Origin of the sequence: Rahnella sp. PAMC25617 (genome assembly GCF_050606005.1) — a bacterium.
In the GTDB taxonomy this organism is placed as follows: Bacteria; Pseudomonadota; Gammaproteobacteria; order Enterobacterales; family Enterobacteriaceae; genus Rahnella; species Rahnella variigena.
The window spans coordinates 131,230-150,681 of sequence record NZ_JBOCUM010000014.1 but is presented as its reverse complement, the minus strand read 5'-3'; the positions used below and the strand labels follow the sequence as shown (position 1 = coordinate 150,681).

Sequence of the window (19,452 nt, the reverse complement as noted above, 5' to 3'; positions counted from 1 at the left end):
CCTTCACGGGCTGTCGCCAAAACAGCCCGCTTCTGAGATTTGATCAATGAATAGAAACGCTTTTTTACCGGGCGTAACGGGCATCGCGCTGCTGTTACTGGTCGCCGTGCCGGTGGCATTTGTGGTCTTGCAGGCGGTTTTTCCGCATCTGGATACCGGCAGTTATTCGGCGCCATTCAGCACATTTACCCGTGTTTTTGGCGAACCTTCGTTGCAGGCACTGTTTGCCACCACGCTGAAAGTCGGACTGGGCGTGGCGTTATGCAGCGCGCTGATCGGCGTGCCTCTGGGCGCGCTGCGCGGATTATTCGCCCTGCCCGGCGCCGTTCTGTGGGATGTGGTTTTTCTGATCCCCTTTTTAATACCGCCTTATATCGCTGCGCTGTCGTGGATGCTGGCGCTGCAAACCAACGGTTACGTACAGCAATTGCTGCCGTGGCTGCATCTCAATGATTTTCTGTTTTCACTGCCGGGTATGGTGGCAGTGATGACGCTCAACGTTTTTCCGGTGGTCTATTTTGCTGTCTCGCGCAGCATGGCCGCCTGCGGCAGCCGTCTGGCGGATGTGGCGCGTATTCATGGCGCAGGACCCTGGCGGGCATTTATCCGCATCACGTTGCCGATGGCCTTACCGGCCATTGCCTCCAGTCTGCTGCTGGCATTTACCCTGTCGATAGAGGAATACGGCGTGCCCGGTGCGTTAGGTTCGCGAAGCGGCATTCTGATGCTGACAACCGGTATCGAACAGCGGCTTGCCGACTGGCCGATTGATATGCCGGGCGCTGCGGTGCTTTCCCTGCTGCTGGTGGCGATCGCACTTTGTGCTTACAGCGTACAACGCGCGGTGCTGGCCGGTAAAAATGTCGAGAGCATGACCGGTAAACCGGCTGATGTGACACAAAAATCGCTGGCAGGCTGGACGCTGCCGGTGATGGCGTTATTTACCGTCGTGGCGTTGATTGCGGTGGCGCTGCCGATTGTCTCCACGCTGGTAACGGCATTTTCCGGCACCCTTTCCGGCGGACTGACGCTTTCCAATTTCACATTACGGCACTTTGGCAATCTGTTTGCTGCGCATAGCGATGCGCTCGGTGCGCTGTCGACCAGTCTCAGTCTGGCGCTGGGCACGGCACTGATCGCCGGTGCGACGGGATTTCTGGCGTCATGGCTGGTGGTGGCACGCAAAATTCGCGGGGCGGCGTTGATTGACGGACTTTCGCTTTTTCCGGCCGCGCTGCCGGGTATCGTGGTTGGTGTCGGGCTGATCCTGGCCTGGAACCGCAGTTTCTGGCCCGTGACGCCGTATAACACCTGGGGGATCCTGCTGTTGTCGTATTGCTGTCTGCTGCTGCCTTATCCGGTGCGGTATGTCAGCGCGGCGCTAAAGCAGATTGGCGGTAATCTCGATGCGGCGGCACGGGTACACGGCGCGACTGCCGCGCAGGCATTGCGGATGATCCTGCTGCCGCTGGTGTTCCCGAGTTTGCTGGCGTCAATGATGATGGTCTTTGCAGTGGCGTCACGTGAACTGGTGACGTCGCTGCTGCTGTCCCCGGCAGGTGTGCAGACGGTTTCTGTGTATGTCTGGCGGCAGTTTGAACAGGGTTCGGTAGGCGACGGGATGGCAATGGCGTCGATTGCCGTACTGCTGAGCCTGACGCTGATGTTAATCGCATTCAGGCTACAGCAGCGTCAGACGTCTTAACTTTCCCGCTGCGCTTCACGGCGCGGGCGGTCGCCAGACGGGATTAGCAAACCTGCGGCGACCGCCAGCACTGAAACCACCGCCGACACCACGAATACCCAGTGCAGCGAAGCGGCCACGCTGTCGGTCAGCATATTCAGCTGTCCTGAGTCCATCGCGCTGCGCGTGGCTTTTTCCATCAGCTGCTGAACCGGGTCGTTCACCTGTGGCAGCCGGTATTCCAGATTAAGATTCAGCGTCGCGCCCAATACCGCCGTGCCGATGGCTGAGCCAAGCATCCGCGTGAACAGCGTCGACGCGGTAGCAATGCCGCGGATCGCCGGTTCTGCGCTGTTCTGCACTGAAACGATAAATGTGGTGTTAGAAAGCCCCATGCCTGCGCCGATAGAAAACGCCGCGATGCGCGCCATCCACAATCCCGACGACGGCGAAAGCAATAACAGCGCCAGACTTCCGCCCACCAGCAACAATCCGCCCGTCACCGCCGTGGTACGATACGACGTTGCCTGCATCATGCGGCTGCTGAACATGCTTGCCAGCGGCCAGCCGATGGACATCAGCGCCAGCGTGGTGCCCGCCTCCAGCGGTGTTCCGCCGAGAACGCCCTGAACGTAAGTCGGCAGGAACGCGCTGATCCCCATCATGGTCGCGCCGATAATCAGACCACCGACATTACCGGCAATAATCACTTTGCTGTCCCACAGCGCCAGCGGGAATAAAGGTTCCGGCGTTTTACGCTCCTGACGAACCAGTAACCCGGCGTTGACAACAGCAAACGCCAGCAACGCCAGCGCCCAGTAGCCCAGCGCTTCAGCCTGTAACAGCGCCAGTAATAAGGAAGCAACGGCGAGCGTGAGATAAGCGGTCCCGGCCAGATCCAGCTGATGCGGTTTACGCTGACCGTCCGGCGGCAGGTATTTGATCAGGATCGCCATCGCCACCAGGCCGATAGGTACGTTCACCCAAAACACTACCGCCCACGGAAAATGGGAAACAATAAACGCCCCCATCAGCGGCCCGACTATCGCCGACACGCCCCATACGCTGGACAAATACCCCTGCGCTTTCGCCCTTTCCTGCGGACCGTAGACATTGGCAATCAGCGTCGTGGCAATGGGCGTAATGGCGCCAGCCCCCAGCCCCTGCAACGCACGAAAACCGATCATCCAGCCCAGCGACGGCGCGAAGCCGCACAGGACTGAACCAATAAGAAATAAGGTGGTGCCGATGAAAAACATTTTCCGGCAGCCGTACAAATCCGCCAGCCGCCCGTAAATGGGCACTGTAATCGCCTGAGTCAGAAGATAGACGGCGAATACCCAGCCAAGCAGTGAAAAACCACCGAGATCACCGATGATGGTCGGCATTGCGGTCGCGACAATGGTCACTTCCACCGCGGCCATAAACATCGACAACATGCAGGCAATGAGGATCAGCGGACGGTGGGAAGATTTAACAGCAGATGTTTGGACTTCAGAATGATTGACGGCCATGTTCTTTGTTTTCTTAAGAATTGTGTTGATGAATGCACTCAGGCAGATTTCAAATTATAGACGTAAAAAAGGCTCCGGGTTTTGCACTCAGAGCCTCCGAACTGGCGAAATTTTGTGACAACGTCACCGTCAGGCGCGGGTCATTGTTTTGAGATTGAAGCTGGACAGGTCAATAAACTTCGCCATATCGCGGCTTTCAGCGCGGGGTAAATACGGAATTTCCCCCAGAAGCGGTGCTGAAATATTGGCGCTTATCGCGTCAATCGTTTCCTGATAGTGAGCCAGGCACGGATTAATGCGGTTCGCCACCCAGCCAATCAACGGTAAACCATCAGCAATAATTGCCTGCGCTGTTAATAATGCATGGCTGACGCAACCTTCCTGAATACCGACCACTAATACCACCGGCATATTTTGCTGGCGTACCCAGTCAGAATAAAAAAGATGCGGAGTAATCAATGTTCTCCAGCCATCACATCCTTCAACAACCACTGAATCTGCTTCTTCACGCATGAAATTAAGACCATTGGTCATTATTTCAAACACATTCCCGGGGATCTGGCTGGCATAAATATCTTCATCCGCCAACGCCAGAGGGGTTATTTTATTAAAAGGATAAGAAATAGAAGATGACTGCTGGAGAGTTACCGCATCTTTATTTCGAACCCCGTCGGCCAACTCCTGGCTGCCAGTTGCAATAGGTTTATAGCCTAAAACGCAGCGGTCCTGCGCGGCTAAGGCCTGAAGCAAGGCACGTGTGACAATGGTTTTACCTACACGAGCGTCCGTACCCGTGACGAAAAAATGCGTTAACATGGAATTCAGGCTCCGGGATCTCTCCGTCTTATTGAAAGATAGTCTCCGGTAAGAAAACATCGCAGGAGACAAAGTATCGACAGAAAGTCTAGGCGATGAGAGATGAGAGCGGTTTGCGTTAGCGCAATGTTTTGTCGACTCGGTGAGCAAAAATGCCGGAAGGCTTATAGCTATTTTATTAAGATAAGCAGCCTAACGTTATATAAAACTTAGCCTTGCAGTAATTTTATTATCAGGGAGCCACTGTATAACGCGTCTTTGACTAATGCCGCACCGGGCATAGTTCCCTGATTATAGAATTGCGTCGATTCGAGTTTGATATTCTCGCTATATGCAGGAAGTGACTGCTGCTGAATACAGGACATTATCGCGGGATGGAGAATATCCTGAGATAAATTAAGCGGCGAGCCGATCAGCACTTTTTCCGGATTAAACAGATTCACCATGATCGCGAGAATTCGCCCTACACTCTGACCGACGCTGATAATCACATCGCGCGCCAGCTGATCGCCACGGTTAGCGGCGTCGCATACGGCCTCAATGGTCAGCGAAACCCCATGCAGTAAGCTGGCTGGAACCGGTACCGTCAGACGCTGACGTACAAGTTCGAGAATACTGTCCGTGCTGGCCACCGTTTCCAGACACCCATGATTGCCGCAATAACAACGCCTGCCGTAAGGATCCACCTGCGTATGACCAATTTCCGCCACACTGCTGCTACCCGCATGCAGAACCCGTCCGCTGGTGATCACGCCCACACCGACATTGTGATCAATCACTACCTGAACGACGTTTTTACAGCCACGGGAGGCGCCATAAAGTGACTCCGCCAGCGTCCACGCACCGATATCGTGCTGCACATAAACCGGCAGACCGGTATGTACGGAAAGCGTGTCGCCAAGCGGCATATCAAACACGTCATGGTAAAACGGCATACGGTGAACAATGCCCCTGCGTGCATCTATCATCCCCGGCAGGGTAATGGCGATGGCGGTAAGGCGTTCGAGTTTGCGCTGATGACGGATAAAGAACTGATCGATTTCAGAGATAATACGTTTGAGCAGCGGTTCCGGAGCCTGAACCGGCAATGGCAGCACTTCTTCCACCACCAGTTTACTGCTCAAATCCCGCAAACCTAAGGTCACGGTTCCGGGACTGATACGGGCAGAAAGGTAGTGCCAGGCCTGCGTATCCAGCGCCAGACCAATGGCCGGACGCCCGCGACTGCCGGGATCCTGAAACTCCGTTTCCAGCACCAGATGAGCCTGTAACAACTCGCGGACAATCTTGGTGATACTGGCCGGAGCCAGCTGTGCTTTTTTCGAAAGCTCGATACGCGAAATGGGACCAAACTGATCTATCAGGCGGTACACAGCACCGACATTGGTTTGTTTAATCTGGTCGATATGTCCTGGTTGCCCGTCGGGGATCACTCAAGGAACTCCTGTTATTTTCGCGCTTCAAAATAAAGATTAGGGGTATGTTGGAGTTTTTGTTATATGTCGTCAACTATTTGATTAGTTATGTGATTTGGTGCACAAATTGCGTGAAAAGACCCTCGGAATTGACTGGAAAAACAGCATGTTCTGTACAAGAAGTCCGTCAGTCATCGTGGAGCAACAATGCCATAAACGCGCGGGTCGCTGCCGTAAGAGGACGTGTCGCATGATTCACCAGCCATAATTGCGTTGTGCCATGCAAATTGCCAAAGCGCAGATAGCGCACGCCCTCCACCTGAATCCGCAAATAAGACGCGGGTAAAATCGATACGCCCAGCCCTGCCGCCACCAGGCCGATAATCGTCAGAGGTTCCCCGACTTCCTGGGTGATAAACGGCGTAATGCCCTGCGCTTTCAACTGCCCGAGAATATCGTCGTACAGCGATGTACCGACATCTTTAGAGAAGAACACAAATGGCTGATCGGCCAGATGCTGAAACGTCAGTTCGCCCTCGGCCAGCGCATTAAGCGGATGGTCTTTATGGACTACCGCAATCAGGGGTTCAGTCAGTACCAGATGATGTTCCAGCTCCGGCGGCAGCTCGCCGTTGCGCATCATCCCCAGATCCAGTTTTCCTTCCAGCAGCGGTTCGATTTGCTGTTTGCTGTTGAGCTGCTCGATGCGGATATTCACGTCAGGATACGTCAGGCGAAACCGATGCAACGTACTTGAAACCCGGCGTAAAAACGGCGCCGAAGACGTCAGCCCGAGTGTCAGATTACCGGATTCCCCGCGGTGAATACGCGCCGCCTGCGCCGAGGCCTCATCCACACGTTGTAAAATCTGGCGCGCTTCTGACAGAAACACCTGACCCGCCTGCGTCAGGCGCACGCTGCGGTTACTGCGGTAAAACAGCGCCGCGCCGACATGCGCTTCCAGCGCCTGAATTTGCTGGCTCAGCGGCGGCTGGGAAATATGCAAACGCTCCGCCGCCCGGCCAAAATGCAGTTCATCCGCAACCGCGATGAAATAACGTAAATGACGCAGCTCAATGTGACTCATAAAGATGTCCGGTTGTTCCTGATTGATACTTTAAACATATCGTTTTCGATTGATTAATATATTAGACAATACAACGACCGCTGTTAAAATTTTCATACATTTTAAAATTTAGTTTTACAGCCCATCGTATTAAGGATTTCCAGTGAAAACCTCCCGGCGGATTTCCGCTGCACCTGCTCAAGATTCTGTTAATGACGACGAATTAAATCCTGACTCGCCTGTCGCCCGCTCTGGTCTGAAAACTCCTTTTATCAAACGTGGTACACCGCAATTTATCCGCGTTACGCTGGCTCTGTTTTCTGCGGGTCTGGCGACATTTGCGTTGCTGTATTGCGTTCAGCCAATTTTGCCGGTGTTGTCTCATGATTTCGGGGTTTCACCGGCCACCAGCAGCCTGTCGCTGTCGTTATCGACCGGTCTGATGGCAATCGGACTGTTGTTTACCGGGCCGGTTTCTGACGCCGTCGGGCGAAAATCAGTGATGGTGGTGGCGTTACTGCTCGCCGCAGGCTGCACGCTGGTTTGTTCCTTTATGCAGAGCTGGGACGGCATTCTCATCATGCGCGCGCTGATCGGTTTATCGCTCAGCGGTGTGGCAGCGGTAGCAATGACTTATCTGAGTGAGGAAATTCACCCGAGCGTGGTCGCCTTCTCGATGGGTTTATACATCAGCGGGAACTCGATCGGCGGCATGAGTGGCCGTTTAGTCAGCGGCGTGCTGACCGATTTTTTTTCCTGGCGTATCGCCGTCGCGGTCGTCGGTTTCTTCGCCCTCGCCGCCGCGATTATGTTCTGGCGCATTCTGCCGCCTTCTAAGCATTTTCGCGCAAGCTCGCTCAAGCCCCGCAAACTGCTGATCAACTTTAAGCTGCACTGGCGTGACAGCGGATTACCGTTACTTTTCGCCGAAGGTTTCCTGCTGATGGGCAGTTTCGTGACCATGTTCAACTACATCGGTTATCGTCTGCTTTCATCGCCTTATAACCTGAGTCAGGCGATTGTCGGGATACTTTCCATCGTCTATCTGATGGGGACTTACAGTTCGCCTAAGGCAGGCGTATTGACCGGTGTCTATGGTCGCGGCCCGGTGCTGATCGGCTCGACAGCCATCATGCTGCTGGGGATTTTGATCACCGCCTTCTCTCCGGTATGGCTGATTTTCATCGGCATGATCCTGGTCACCGGCGGGTTCTTCGCTGCGCACTCTGTGGCCAGCGGCTGGATTGGCCGTCGTGCGCGTCGTGCTAAAGGTCAGGCTTCGTCTTTATATCTGTTCAGCTACTACGCGGGGTCGAGTGTCGCCGGGACGCTGGGCGGATTTTTCTGGCATGCGTACGGATGGTACGGGATTACCGGGTTTATCAGTCTGATGCTGATTGTTGGCGTGGGTGTTGGGTTCCGGTTGATGCGGCTTTCTGAGGCAAAAGCCGCTTAATGCCATTTTTTGTGCAGCGGCCGCTGCAAAGGGGCGGTTTTTAAATTCACTTCGACTTCGACTTCAAAACCAAATTCAACACCTTGGGTTGCCACCCAAACTGGCTTTAAGGTCAACACCTTGGGTTGCCACCCAAACTGGCCCTAAGAGGCGCCTATCGCCGCGCCTCTTAGGAATCTCCGGCTCTTTTACTGCGCGCTCCGCTCGCTGGCTATGTTTCAGGTATCGCAGCGACAGGCTGGAAATCTTGCCGCTGCGCGGTTCCTTCTCTCGGTCTTCGAGCCATAGGTCTCGAAGCCGCTCCGTTCAGCAAGATTTCTGAATCGCCCGCACGATCTTAAATTCAAAAGCGGGATTGTTTTTCATCTTTTAAAAAGGTTGATTGGCGTGATCAAAAATGGCACCGAATGAACGGTTCGAGACCCAAGGCTCGAGCCGAGCGGAGCGAGACAACGTCACGAAGTGACGGCCCGAAGGGCGAGGCCGTAGGCCGAGTACACCTGAAATTCGGGGATCGCGCAGCGATGACATTTTGCGCCACTCACCAATGCGTCAGAACATGTCCGTCATACCCGCGACAGCGCGCAGTGAAAAAAGCGCGGAGTCCAGAGGCCCGCGCGTTACCGGGTCTCTGGTCGGTGTGGGCCGACGCCCACGGTGTTGACCTTGAACTTGAACTTGAACTTGAAGTTGAAGTCGAATTTGAAGTGGAATTTGAAGTGGAATTTGAAGTGGAATTTGAAGTGGATTTTAAAATCCGCCCCTTTGCCACGGCTCTGGCAAAAAAAGCTTTGTTACAACGCTGGGAAGGAAATGTTCCGTGATGTAGCACGGGAGGAATTGACGCACATCGGCGCAAATGATAATTGTTATCATGTAAATTCATACCGTCAGGCAGGTTGTAATGGCACCAAATACAAAGTCCGCAGCAGCAGCGTCCTGCTGCGTCGTCGGCGGCGGTCCCGCAGGATTAATGCTGGGATATCTTCTGGCACGTAAGGGAATTGACGTCACCGTGCTGGAAAAACACAGCGACTTTTTGCGTGATTTTCGTGGCGACACAATCCATCCTTCAACGCTCGACATCATCTGGCGGCTGGGGTTTCTTGATGAATTCCTCGCCCTGCCGCATCAGCGTGCAGAAAAGCTGTACGGCGAAATCAACGGCAAAGAAACCACGCTGGCAGATTTCAGCCATTTACCCACTCAGTGCAAATTCATCGCGTTTATGCCGCAGTGGGATTTCCTTAATTTCATCGCCAGCAAGGCCGCACAACTGCCGAACTTTCATCTGATCCACAACGCGCAGGTGCTGTCGTTGCGGGAAGATAAATGTCAGGTTTCCGGCGTTCTTGCAGAAGTGAACGGCGAAACGCAGCATTTCGACGCTGATTTAGTGGTGGGTTGTGATGGCCGTAATTCCATCGTGCGTGAACAGGCTGGGATGGAAATCCGCCGTTATGGTGCACCGCGTGACGTACTGTGGCTGAAAATCAACAAGCGCCCAGACGATCCGCAGTGGTCGATGGGGCATCGCGGCCCGAAGAAAAACTTCATCATGATCGACCGTGGCGATTACTGGCAGTGCGGTTATTCGATCCCGAAAGACAGCCTGGATGGACTCAAAGCACAAGGCATCGCACCTTTTCTCGACCTGCTGGCGGAAGTGTCACCGTTTGAGCGCCCGCGTTTAGCCGACGATATTCTCAGCTGGGACGACGTGCGCCTGCTGGTGATCCGCATTGACCGCCTGAAAGAGTGGGCAAAACCGGGGCTGCTGTGCATCGGCGACGCAGCCCATGCGATGTCACCGATTGGCGGCGTCGGGGTGAATCTGGCGATTCAGGATGCGGTGGCGACGGCGAATATCATCACCGAACCGCTGAAAGCCGGACGTCTTACGCTGCGGCATTTGAAGCGCATCCAGCGCCGCCGGACGTTCCCGACATGGGCGACGCAGGCGTTACAGATTTTGATCAGTAAAGCAGGACAGAAACAAAGGAAGCGTGCCCCTTCACGGCTGGAAATGTGGTTGCGCGGGCGGAAATTTATACCATTCCTGTTTGGACGCCTCATCGGAGTCGGGTTTTATCGGGAAATCCCGAAGCTTTGATTTTGGGTTAGCCATCCGAACTGGCCTTAAGGTCTAGGTCTAGGTCAACACCTTGGGTTGCCACCCAAACGGGCCCTAAGAGGTGCCTATCGCCGCGCCTCTTAGGAATCTCCGGCTCTTTCACTGCGCGCTCGGCTCGCTGGCTATGTTTCAGGTATCGCAGCGACAGGCTGGAAATCTTGCCGCTGCGCGGTTCCTTCATTTCGGGATTGCAGCCTTGGGTCTGCAACCTCTCATTCAGCAAGCTTTCTGAATCGCCCGCACGATCTTAAATTCAAAAGCGGGATTGTTTTTCATCTTTTAAAAAGGTTGATTGGCGTGCTCAAAAATGGCACCGAATGAACGGTTCGAGACCTTAGGCTCGAAGCCTGAAATTCGGGGATCGCGCAGCGATGACATTTTGCGCCACTCACCAATGCGCCGGAACATGTCCGTCGTATCTGCGACAGCGCGCAGTGAAAAAAGCGCGGAGTCCAGAGGCCCGCGCGTTACCGGGTCTCTGGTCGGTGTGGGCCGACGCCCACGGTGTTGAACTTGAAGTTGAAGTTGAAGTTGAAGTTGAAGATTGTTTTGTACGCCCCCGTGATCCCCATCAATCATCACAAATTTAAATATCCCCCGCCTTTCATCACCCATAATTGATGAGCGTCATTACGCCCTTACCGTTATTTCGGCAAAGTTCCCGCCTTTCACTTGGATCCACATTTAATCTCGGGGAATACAATCATGCTGGAATTACTGATCGGACTGGTGGTCGCCGTGTTTGTCGGGCGCTATATCATCAAAGGCTATTCACCCACCGGCGTCCTGATGGTCGGTGGTTTGTTGCTGCTGATTATCAGCGCAATCATGGGTCACAGTATCCTGCCGGAAGGCACTAAGAGTACCGGCTGGAACGCGACGGATATCGTCGAATACGTCAAAATTCTGCTGATGAGCCGTGGTGGCGATCTCGGCATGATGATCATGATGCTGTGCGGTTTCGCGGCCTATATGACCCATATCGGCGCCAATGATGTGGTCGTCAAACTGGCGTCGCGTCCGTTACAGATGATCAACTCGCCTTACATCCTGATGGTTGCGGCTTATATTCTGGCGTGCCTGATGTCTCTGGCAGTGTCTTCGGCGACCGGTCTGGGCGTGTTGCTGATGGCTACCCTGTTCCCGATTATGGTTAACGTCGGCATCAGTCGCGGTGCGGCGGCGGCGATTTGTGCTTCCCCTGCGGCAATTATTCTTTCTCCGACTTCAGGTGATGTCGTGCTGGCCGCGCAGGCCGCGAATATGCCTCTGGTGGATTTCGCCTTTAAAGTCACCCTGCCGATTTCCATAGCGGCCATTGTGGCAATGGCGATCGCGCACTTCTTCTGGCAACGCTATCTGGATAAACGCGATACCACCGCGCAGGTAGATGCCGTTGATTCCAATGCAGACGATGTGGTCGAAACGAATGCCCCCGCTTTTTACGCCATTCTGCCTTTCACGCCGATTATCGGTGTGCTGATTTTCGACGGTAAATGGGGCCCGAATCTGCATATCATCACTATTCTGGTCATTTGTATGTTGCTGACCGCCATTATAGAAACGCTGCGTAACCGTAACGGCAAAGCCGTCTTCGCCGGTCTGGACGTCGCTTATCGCGGCATGGCGGATGCGTTCGCCAACGTGGTGATGCTGCTGGTCGCAGCCGGCGTATTCGCACAAGGACTGAGCACCGTCGGATTCATCAGCAGCCTGATCGGACTGGCGCAAAACTTTGGTTCAGGCAGCATTGTGATGATGCTGGTTCTGGTGGTGATCACCGTGCTTGCCGCCATGACAACCGGTTCCGGTAATGCCTCGTTCTATGCCTTCGTCGAACTCATCCCGAAACTGGCGGCAAAAATGGGCATCAACCCGGAATACCTGGTCATCCCGATGTTGCAGGCGTCTAACCTCGGCCGCACTATTTCACCGGTTTCCGGCGTCGTGGTAGCCGTGGCCGGCATGGCAAAAATCTCGCCTTTCGAAGTGGTTAAACGTACCTCTGTTCCCGTACTGGTCGGTCTGATCGTGGTGATCGTCGCCACCGAAATTCTGGTGCCGGTGCATTAAACCTCCCCGATTTTAATACCTGAAACATTCAGGCTGTATCAAGGCGGCGACTGAGTAAGTCCCCGGGAGCATACAAAAGTATGTGACCGGGGCGAGTGAAGACAGCCAACGCAGAGACGGCGTGAAGGATTAAGGTATTGATCACATAAATACGATATGGGCTGACGCGAACTCAGGTTAAGCTACTGCGCCTTGAAGGTCGGGGAACTCTCCCTGTGCTGATTTGATGGCGAAACCAGCGTGAGAAAAGCTTTTATGTCGAATAATCCGGGCTATAAACGTATTGGCGGGTGGTTACTGGCCCCGATGGCGTATCTGATTGTGACGCTGCTGAGCGTCGTATTAATGCTGTTTCTGTTTTCAATGGCATTATTTGTGCCGGAATCGCGTGAATACTTATTCACCAACTCGCAGGCATTTACCCTGCAATGGTATTTCTCCGTGGTGACCACGCTGGCGATGGGGGCATTTACCGTCGCGGTATTGTGGCAATTCTGTAAGCGCGCAAGAGCCTTACCGAAAATGTATATTATCTGGTTATTATGTACGGTGCTTCTGGCGGTAAAAGCCTTTGCATTCTCGCCAGTTACTGATGATTTGGCCGTGCGTAACTTATTGTTACCTTTATTGGCTGCCGCCGTCTTTGTGCCTTATTTTAAGCGCTCATTGCGGGTAAAAGAAACCTTCACGGAATAACCCTGAGGTTTTTAATGTTTATTATGTCCGGGCAATTGTCATGACCTCTTATTTATTACTTTTTGTCGGCACTGTGCTGGTAAATAACTTCGTACTGGTTAAGTTTCTTGGCCTGTGCCCGTTTATGGGCGTTTCCAAGAAACTGGAATCCGCTATTGGTATGGGGCTGGCGACCACGTTCGTCATCACCCTGTCGAATATCTGCTCGTGGATCGTCAACACTTTCATACTGATGCCGCTGGGACTGGTGTATCTGCGCACCATGGCCTTTATTCTGGTGATCGCAGTTGTGGTGCAGTTCACCGAAATGGTAGTGCGTAAAACCAGTCCGTCACTGTATCGTCTGCTGGGTATCTTCCTGCCGCTGATTACCACCAACTGCGCCGTGCTCGGCGTGGCGCTGCTGAACATCAACCAGCAGTTCAACTTTATGCAGTCCGCGCTGTATGGATTTGCCGCATCGCTCGGTTTCTCGCTGGTGATGGTGCTGTTCGCCGCCATTCGTGAACGTCTGGTAGTGGCTGACGTCCCTGCTCCGTTCAAAGGTTCTTCGATTGCGCTGGTCACGGCTGGCCTGATGTCATTAGCCTTTATGGGCTTCACAGGTCTGGTGAAATTCTGATGTTTGAATTATGGGAAGCGATTGGCGCGCTGACCGCTCTGGCGCTGGTTTTTGGCCTGCTGCTGGGCTACGCCTCACGTCGTTTTGCGGTCGAAGGCAATCCGGTTGTCGATCAGATCGACGATATTCTGCCGCAAAGCCAGTGCGCGCAATGCGGCTATCCCGGCTGTAAGCCTTACGCTGAAGCGGTTGCCAATGGCGATAACATCAACAAATGCGTGCCTGGCGGCGAAGCGGTAATGCTCAAACTGGCGACCCTGCTTAACGTCGAACCCCAGCCAATGGGCGAAGATGCCGCTGCGGCGGTACCAGTACGCAAAGTCGCCTACATCGACGAGAGCAACTGTATCGGCTGCACCAAGTGCATTCAGGCTTGTCCGGTTGATGCCATAGTCGGTGCCACCCGCGCCGTGCATACCGTGATTACCGATTTATGCACCGGCTGTGACCTGTGCGTCGCACCGTGCCCGACGGACTGCATCGAAATGCTGCCAATAAAAACCACCACCGCAAACTGGAAATGGGATTTACAGTCCATTCCGGTTCAGGTCATCCATGCGGAGTAACATGTTTAATCTGTTTGCCGCGCTCAAAAAAGACAAAGTCTGGGACTTCGATGGCGGTATTCATCCGCCGGAAATGAAGACTCAGTCGAGCCACGTTCCGCTGCGCAACGTGCCGCTGCCTGAGCGCTTTATCATTCCTCTTCAGCAACACCTTGGCCCTGAAGGCGAGCTGTGCGTGAAAGCTGGCGACCGCGTATTAAAAGGTCAGCCGCTGACCACAGGTCGTGGCCGCACCGTGCCGGTTCATGCGCCGACATCCGGCGTGATCACCGCCATCGAGCCGCATATCACCGCACACCCTTCCGGCCTGAAAGAACTGTGTGTGCTGATTGAAGCCGACGGCCAGGACACCTGGTGCGAGCGTGAATTCATTGCCGATTATCGCCGGCTTTCTGCTGACGAACTGAATCAGCGCATCAGTCAGGCCGGTATCGCCGGACTGGGCGGCGCAGGTTTCCCGACCGCCAGCAAACTGGCAGGCGGCCTGACGTCTACCCGCACGCTGATTCTCAATGCTGCCGAATGTGAGCCGTACATCACCGCCGATGACCGGCTGATGCAGGAGCACGCAGCGGAAATCCTCGAAGGGACGCGTATTCTGTGCCACATGCTGCAACCGGAACGCGTGCTGATCGGTATCGAAGACAACAAACCGGAAGCCATTACCGCCTTTAAACTCGCCATTAAAGCCGAACAGGCCGAAGGTGTGCGCATTGAACTGCGGGTAATCCCGACCAAATACCCTTCCGGTGGTGCCAAACAGCTGACCAAAATCCTGACCGGCCTTGAAGTGCCGAAAGGCCATCACTCGTCGTCCATAGGCGTGCTGATGCAAAACGTCGGCACCGTATTTGCTATCAAACGCGCGATTATCGACGGCGAACCACTGATCGAACGTGTGGTGACGCTGACCGGCGAAGCGATGGCAAAACCGGGCAACGTCTGGGCGCGCCTGGGCACACCGATTGAACATCTGATGCGTGAAGGCGCATTGCAGCCGCAGGGCGACAAAAAGATGGTGATTATGGGCGGCCCGCTGATGGGTTTCACCCTGCCATCGCTCAATGTCCCCGTGGTCAAAATTTCCAACTGCCTGCTGGCACCGTCTCAGTCCGAACTGGGTGAGCCTGAGCCGGAAGAAGCCTGTATCCGTTGCAGCCTTTGCGCCGAATCCTGTCCGGCTGGTTTACTGCCGCAACAGCTTTACTGGTTCAGCAAAGGCGAAGAACACGAGAAAGCGCGTAAGCATAATCTCTTCGACTGTATCGAATGCGGTGCCTGTGCGTACGTCTGCCCGAGCAATATTCCGCTGGTGCAGTATTACCGTCAGGAAAAGGCCGAAATCCGCGCCATCGATGCAGAGACAGCCCGCGCCACCGAAGCCAAGGCACGCTTTGAAGCCAAACAGGCGCGCATGGAACGCGAGAAGTTAGCGCGTGAAGAGAAACACCAGAAAGCGGCAGTGAAACTGGACGAAGCACCGGCAACAGAAGCGCCATCGGCTGAAACAGCGGCAGAGCAGCCTGCCGAAGCCGATCCGCGTAAAGCGGCGCTTGCTGCGGCTATTGCTCGTGCGAAAGCGAAAAAAGCCGCCGCTGAGCAGGAAATCCCGGTGGCTTCTGAGCCGGTGCCTGAGACTCCGCCTTCTGCGGAAGACGATCGCAAAGCCGCCGTGGCTGCGGCTATCGCCCGTGTTAAAGCGAAGAAAGCCGGAAACAGCGGCGTTGTGGTCGAAGCGAAAGAAAGCGAACTGGCCGTTGCCCCGCAGGCTCCGGCCGAGGATGACCGCAAAGCCGCTGTCGCCGCGGCCATTGCCCGTGTGAAAGCCAAAAAGGCCGCTGCGGCACAACCTGCAAATGCCGAAGAAAACGTGACAGCGTCACCTGCCGAGCCGTCCGCAGACGATAAACGCAAGGCCGCTGTCGCCGCGGCTATTGCCCGTGTTAAAGCCAAAAAAGCTGCTGCACTGAGTGAAGCGCAGGACGCTGAACCGGAAGAAAAAGAAATATCACAACAAGAAAGCGATCCACGCAAAGCCGCTGTGGCTGCTGCGATCGCACGAGTTAAGGCCCGTAAAGCCGCTCAGACAATGTCGAACGAGGAATAAATGGCCTTCAGGATCGCAAGTTCACCTTTTACGCATAACCGCCAGAACACCAGCACCATCATGATGATGGTAATTCTGGCGTGTATTCCCGGCCTGATCGCTCAGGTCTGGTTTTTTGGCTACGGCACGCTGGTTCAGCTGACGCTGGCTATCGTGATTGCCCTGCTGGCGGAAGGCGCTGTATTGCAGCTGCGCAAACAGCCGGTGAAAAAACGACTGGGCGATAACAGCGCCCTGCTGACTGCGGTTTTGCTGGGCGTCAGCCTGCCGCCGCTGGGTCCGTGGTGGATGGTGGTTCTCGGCACGATTTTCGCCATCATCATTGCCAAACAGCTTTATGGCGGTCTGGGTCAGAATCCGTTTAACCCGGCAATGGTAGGTTACGTTGTTTTGCTGATTTCGTTCCCGGTGCAGATGACCACCTGGCTGCCGCCGGATGTTTTACAGCATCACCACGTCGGATTCACCGACACGCTGCTGACCATTTTCACCGGCCATAACAGTCAGGATCTGACCGCGTATCAGCTGAATATGAACGTTGATGGCGTGACGCAGGCGACACCGCTGGATGCGTTTAAAACCGGTCTGCGTTCCGGCCATACCGCCGATCAGATCCTCGGAACCCCCCTGTTCAGCGGCACACTGGCCGGTCTGGGCTGGCAGTGGATTAACCTCGGTTTTCTGGCCGGTGGCCTGTTCCTGATGTGGCGCAAAATCATCAGCTGGCATATTCCGGTTGCCATGCTGGGTATGCTGGCCTTCTGCGCGGGTATCGCGTGGGGTCTGGCGCCGGAAAGTTATTCCTCGCCGCTGGTCGGGCTGTTCTCCGGTGCGACCATGCTGGGCGCGTTCTTTATCGCGACCGACCCGGTTACGGCATCTACCACGCCGAAAGGCCGCCTGATTTTTGGTGCGCTGATTGGTTTGCTGGTATGGCTGATCCGCAGTTACGGCGGTTATCCGGATGGCATCGCCTTTGCAGTTTTACTGGCGAATATCACCGTGCCATTGATCGATCACTACACACAACCACGTGTTTACGGGCATCGCTGAGGAAGAATTATGTTAGCTACAATGCGACGCCACGGCCTGATCCTGGCTTTCTTTGGCGCACTGATGACCGGCATGACGGCGCTGGTCAATCTGATGACCAAGCCGACGATTGAACATCAGGCGCTGTTACAGCAAAAATCCCTGTTTGACCAGGTGATCCCGGCCAGTGTGTACGATAACGACATGCAGAATGAATGTTACAACGTCACCGATGAATCTCTCGGCACTGCCACCCCGCACCGCATGTATCTGGCGCGTAAAAACGGTCAGCCGGTGGCGGCTGTGGTAGAAACCACCGCGCCTGACGGCTATTCCGGTGCGATTCAGTTACTGGTTGCTGCTGATTTTCATGGCAAAGTCTACGGTTCCCGCGTGCTGGAACAGCATGAAACGCCGGGACTGGGTGACAAAATCGAAGTGCGCATTTCCGACTGGATCAAACATTTTGCCAATCAGACCATTAACGGTCCCACCGACGAACGCTGGGCGGTGAAGAAAGATGGCGGTATGTTTGATCAGTTCACGGGTGCGACGATCACGCCGCGCGCCGTTGTGCGTTCTGTAAAACGCACTGCATTATTTATCGGGACGGTACCGTCTCAGCTTTCCCACCTCACCCCTTGTGGAGCCCGTGATGAGTGAAGCCAAAAAGATAATCGTTCAGGGTCTGTGGACCAATAACTCCTCGCTGGTTCAGCTGCTGGGACTTTGTCCGCTGCTGGCCGTGACGTCCACCGCCACTAACGCCCTGGGCTTAGGTCTGGCGACCACGCTGGTGCTTACCTGTACCAACGCCATGATTTCCGCGTTTCGCAAGTGGATCCCGGATGAAATCCGCATCCCGATTTACGTGCTGATTATTGCCTCGGTGGTGAGTACCGTGCAGATGCTGATCAATGCGTATGCGTTCGGTCTGTATCAGGCGCTGGGGATCTTTATTCCGCTTATCGTCACCAACTGTATCGTGGTCGGACGCGCCGAAGCCTGCGCGGCCAGCAGCCCTGTCCATCTGGCTGCCCTCGACGGTGCCATGACGGGTCTGGGCGCGACCTGTGCGATGTTTGTGCTCGGTTCGATGCGTGAAATTCTCGGCAGCGGTGTGCTGTTCAACGGCGCAGATCTGCTGCTCGGCAGCTGGGCGAAAGTGCTGCGCGTGGAAGTGCTGCATCTGGACAACCCGTTCCTGTTGGCGATGTTACCGCCGGGCGCATTTATCGGCCTCGGCCTGCTGCTGGCCGCCAAATACCTGATTGATCAGCGCATGAAAGCGCGCAAAGCCGTGCAGCATGTCGCGGCTGAAGAAAGTCTGCCAAAGGGAAGTGTTCATGAATAAGGAAAAGCGCATCGAAATTCTCAGCCGTTTGCGGGATAACAATCCCCATCCGACGACCGAGCTGGTGTACACCACCCCGTTCGAGCTGCTGATTTCGGTTCTGCTTTCCGCGCAAGCCACGGATGTCAGCGTGAACAAGGCGACGGCAAAGTTATATCCGGTCGCCAACACCCCTGCATCCGTTCTGGCGCTTGGCGTGGACGGCGTAAAGGAATACATCAAGACCGTCGGCCTGTTTAATGCTAAAGCCGAAAACGTGATCAAAACCTGTCGTATCCTGCTGGAAAAGCACAACGGCGAAGTGCCGGAAGATCGCGCTGCTCTGGAAGCCCTGCCGGGCGTAGGCCGTAAAACCGCCAACGTGGTACTGAACACCGCTTTTGGCTGGCCGACCATCGCCGTCGATACGCACATTTTCCGCGTCTGCAACCGGACGAAGTTCGCGCCGGGGAAAACTGTCGATGACGTCGAAGATAAATTACTGAAAGTGGTGCCCGCCGAGTTCAAGCTCGACTGCCATCACTGGCTGATCCTGCATGGTCGCTACACCTGTATTGCGCGCAAGCCGCGGTGCGGGAGTTGTCTGATTGAAGATTTGTGTGAGAGTAAAGAGAAGGTTTATGCGGAGTGAAAGGGGTTCCCTTTGGATCCCTTTAAATGGCTTTAGAAGCTTTAAAAGCTTTAAAAGCTTTAAATAGAATTGAGTAAATTTCGGTTTCTCAATAACGGTTATCACACGGCCTTTCGTGCCGAAACCGACCAGAGGGGAAAGGCTTTTCCCCTCTGAACTCCCCTCGCTTTTTCAAACATGTGATCCGCGCGCTGGCTATGTTTCAGCAACCGCAGCAACAGGCTGGAAATCTTGCCGCTGCGCGGTTCCTTCGTTTCGGGATTGCAGCCTATGGTCTGCAACCTCT

At 54.7% G+C, this 19,452-nt stretch carries 17 protein-coding genes and 1 other RNA gene; 14 read left to right on the top strand and 4 right to left on the bottom strand.

Annotated features, from left to right (window positions below):
* Window positions 1–46 precede the first annotated feature (46 nt).
* A complete protein-coding gene (locus tag ACM615_RS17960; RefSeq protein WP_431012262.1) occupies window positions 47–1,705 on the top strand; it encodes an ABC transporter permease in 1,659 nt (552 codons plus the stop codon).
* On the opposite strand, the gene ACM615_RS17955 is transcribed toward ACM615_RS17960, so the two are convergent.
* From ACM615_RS17955 to ACM615_RS17940, 4 genes are all read right to left on the bottom strand, one after another.
* Window positions 1,702–3,198, bottom strand: coding sequence for an MDR family MFS transporter (locus ACM615_RS17955; RefSeq protein ID WP_431012261.1), 1,497 nt, complete (start codon window positions 3,196–3,198; stop codon window positions 1,702–1,704). The two genes, ACM615_RS17960 and ACM615_RS17955, sit on opposite strands and share 4 nt — an antisense overlap.
* Before the next feature lie 129 nt (window positions 3,199–3,327).
* On the bottom strand, window positions 3,328–4,014 hold the full coding sequence (gene bioD, locus ACM615_RS17950; protein ID WP_112290477.1) for a dethiobiotin synthase: 687 nt from the start codon (window positions 4,012–4,014) through the stop codon (window positions 3,328–3,330).
* Window positions 4,015–4,223: 209 nt separating this feature from the next.
* A complete protein-coding gene (mlc, locus tag ACM615_RS17945) occupies window positions 4,224–5,447 on the bottom strand; it encodes a sugar metabolism global transcriptional regulator Mlc (RefSeq protein WP_112290476.1) in 1,224 nt (407 codons plus the stop codon).
* A gap of 169 nt (window positions 5,448–5,616) precedes the next feature.
* Entirely contained in the window at window positions 5,617–6,516 is a 900-nt protein-coding gene (locus tag ACM615_RS17940) for a LysR family transcriptional regulator (protein ID WP_112290474.1), read from the bottom strand.
* A 142-nt stretch (window positions 6,517–6,658) separates the two neighbouring features.
* On the opposite strand from ACM615_RS17940, the gene ACM615_RS17935 reads away from it, so the two are divergent.
* The 13 genes from ACM615_RS17935 to nth all read left to right on the top strand — a co-directional run bounded on the left by ACM615_RS17935 (window position 6,659) and on the right by nth (window position 19,166).
* Window positions 6,659–7,951, top strand: a complete 1,293-nt coding sequence (locus tag ACM615_RS17935) for an MFS transporter (protein WP_120163999.1) — start codon at window positions 6,659–6,661, stop codon at window positions 7,949–7,951.
* Between the two features lie 415 nt (window positions 7,952–8,366).
* A non-coding RNA gene (locus tag ACM615_RS17930) (RtT sRNA) lies at window positions 8,367–8,448 on the top strand.
* Between the two features lie 90 nt (window positions 8,449–8,538).
* A complete protein-coding gene (locus ACM615_RS17925) occupies window positions 8,539–8,775 on the top strand; it encodes a hypothetical protein (RefSeq protein WP_431012260.1) in 237 nt (78 codons plus the stop codon).
* An 80-nt stretch (window positions 8,776–8,855) separates the two neighbouring features.
* Window positions 8,856–10,064 (top strand): FAD-dependent oxidoreductase, encoded by a 1,209-nt coding sequence (locus ACM615_RS17920; RefSeq protein ID WP_431012259.1) that lies wholly within the window; start codon window positions 8,856–8,858, stop codon window positions 10,062–10,064.
* A gap of 726 nt (window positions 10,065–10,790) precedes the next feature.
* Entirely contained in the window at window positions 10,791–12,158 is a 1,368-nt protein-coding gene (gene dcuC, locus ACM615_RS17915; RefSeq protein WP_112291512.1) for an anaerobic C4-dicarboxylate transporter DcuC, read from the top strand.
* Window positions 12,159–12,413: 255 nt separating this feature from the next.
* Window positions 12,414–12,854, top strand: a complete 441-nt coding sequence (locus ACM615_RS17910; RefSeq protein ID WP_112291513.1) for a DUF2569 domain-containing protein — start codon at window positions 12,414–12,416, stop codon at window positions 12,852–12,854.
* Between the two features lie 40 nt (window positions 12,855–12,894).
* Window positions 12,895–13,476, top strand: a complete 582-nt coding sequence (gene rsxA, locus ACM615_RS17905; RefSeq protein WP_095922116.1) for an electron transport complex subunit RsxA — start codon at window positions 12,895–12,897, stop codon at window positions 13,474–13,476.
* Complete coding sequence (gene rsxB, locus ACM615_RS17900; RefSeq protein WP_112291515.1) at window positions 13,476–14,042, top strand: electron transport complex subunit RsxB; 567 nt, start codon at window positions 13,476–13,478, stop codon at window positions 14,040–14,042. Before rsxA ends, rsxB begins: the two co-directional genes overlap by 1 nt.
* 1 nt (window position 14,043) lies before the next feature.
* Window positions 14,044–16,149, top strand: a complete 2,106-nt coding sequence (gene rsxC, locus ACM615_RS17895) for an electron transport complex subunit RsxC (RefSeq protein WP_431012258.1) — start codon at window positions 14,044–14,046, stop codon at window positions 16,147–16,149.
* Complete coding sequence (gene rsxD / locus ACM615_RS17890) at window positions 16,150–17,202, top strand: electron transport complex subunit RsxD (RefSeq protein ID WP_112291518.1); 1,053 nt, start codon at window positions 16,150–16,152, stop codon at window positions 17,200–17,202.
* A 9-nt stretch (window positions 17,203–17,211) separates the two neighbouring features.
* Window positions 17,212–17,844 carry an electron transport complex subunit RsxG gene (gene rsxG / locus ACM615_RS17885; RefSeq protein WP_120163993.1) on the top strand — a complete coding sequence of 211 codons (633 nt, stop codon included), beginning with the start codon at window positions 17,212–17,214 and terminating at the stop codon, window positions 17,842–17,844.
* Window positions 17,837–18,535 carry an electron transport complex subunit E gene (locus ACM615_RS17880; protein WP_112291522.1) on the top strand — a complete coding sequence of 233 codons (699 nt, stop codon included), beginning with the start codon at window positions 17,837–17,839 and terminating at the stop codon, window positions 18,533–18,535. Before rsxG ends, ACM615_RS17880 begins: the two co-directional genes overlap by 8 nt.
* Entirely contained in the window at window positions 18,528–19,166 is a 639-nt protein-coding gene (gene nth, locus ACM615_RS17875; protein ID WP_431012257.1) for an endonuclease III, read from the top strand. Before ACM615_RS17880 ends, nth begins: the two co-directional genes overlap by 8 nt.
* The last annotated feature ends 286 nt before the right edge of the window (window positions 19,167–19,452 follow it).

Excerpts from the sequence above, each read along its gene's own strand:
- ACM615_RS17960 (WP_431012262.1), top strand. The coding sequence starts at position 47 with ATGAATAGAAACGCTTTTTTACCGGGCGTAACGGGCATCGCGCTGCTG.
- ACM615_RS17955 (WP_431012261.1), bottom strand. The coding sequence starts at position 3,198 with ATGGCCGTCAATCATTCTGAAGTCCAAACATCTGCTGTTAAATCTTCC.
- bioD (WP_112290477.1), bottom strand. The coding sequence starts at position 4,014 with ATGTTAACGCATTTTTTCGTCACGGGTACGGACGCTCGTGTAGGTAAA.
- ACM615_RS17940 (WP_112290474.1), bottom strand. The coding sequence starts at position 6,516 with ATGAGTCACATTGAGCTGCGTCATTTACGTTATTTCATCGCGGTTGCG.
- ACM615_RS17920 (WP_431012259.1), top strand. The coding sequence starts at position 8,856 with ATGGCACCAAATACAAAGTCCGCAGCAGCAGCGTCCTGCTGCGTCGTC.
- dcuC (WP_112291512.1), top strand. The coding sequence starts at position 10,791 with ATGCTGGAATTACTGATCGGACTGGTGGTCGCCGTGTTTGTCGGGCGC.
- ACM615_RS17910 (WP_112291513.1), top strand. The coding sequence starts at position 12,414 with ATGTCGAATAATCCGGGCTATAAACGTATTGGCGGGTGGTTACTGGCC.
- rsxA (WP_095922116.1), top strand. The coding sequence starts at position 12,895 with ATGACCTCTTATTTATTACTTTTTGTCGGCACTGTGCTGGTAAATAAC.
- rsxB (WP_112291515.1), top strand. The coding sequence starts at position 13,476 with ATGTTTGAATTATGGGAAGCGATTGGCGCGCTGACCGCTCTGGCGCTG.
- rsxC (WP_431012258.1), top strand. The coding sequence starts at position 14,044 with ATGTTTAATCTGTTTGCCGCGCTCAAAAAAGACAAAGTCTGGGACTTC.
- rsxD (WP_112291518.1), top strand. The coding sequence starts at position 16,150 with ATGGCCTTCAGGATCGCAAGTTCACCTTTTACGCATAACCGCCAGAAC.
- rsxG (WP_120163993.1), top strand. The coding sequence starts at position 17,212 with ATGTTAGCTACAATGCGACGCCACGGCCTGATCCTGGCTTTCTTTGGC.
- ACM615_RS17880 (WP_112291522.1), top strand. The coding sequence starts at position 17,837 with ATGAGTGAAGCCAAAAAGATAATCGTTCAGGGTCTGTGGACCAATAAC.
- nth (WP_431012257.1), top strand. The coding sequence starts at position 18,528 with ATGAATAAGGAAAAGCGCATCGAAATTCTCAGCCGTTTGCGGGATAAC.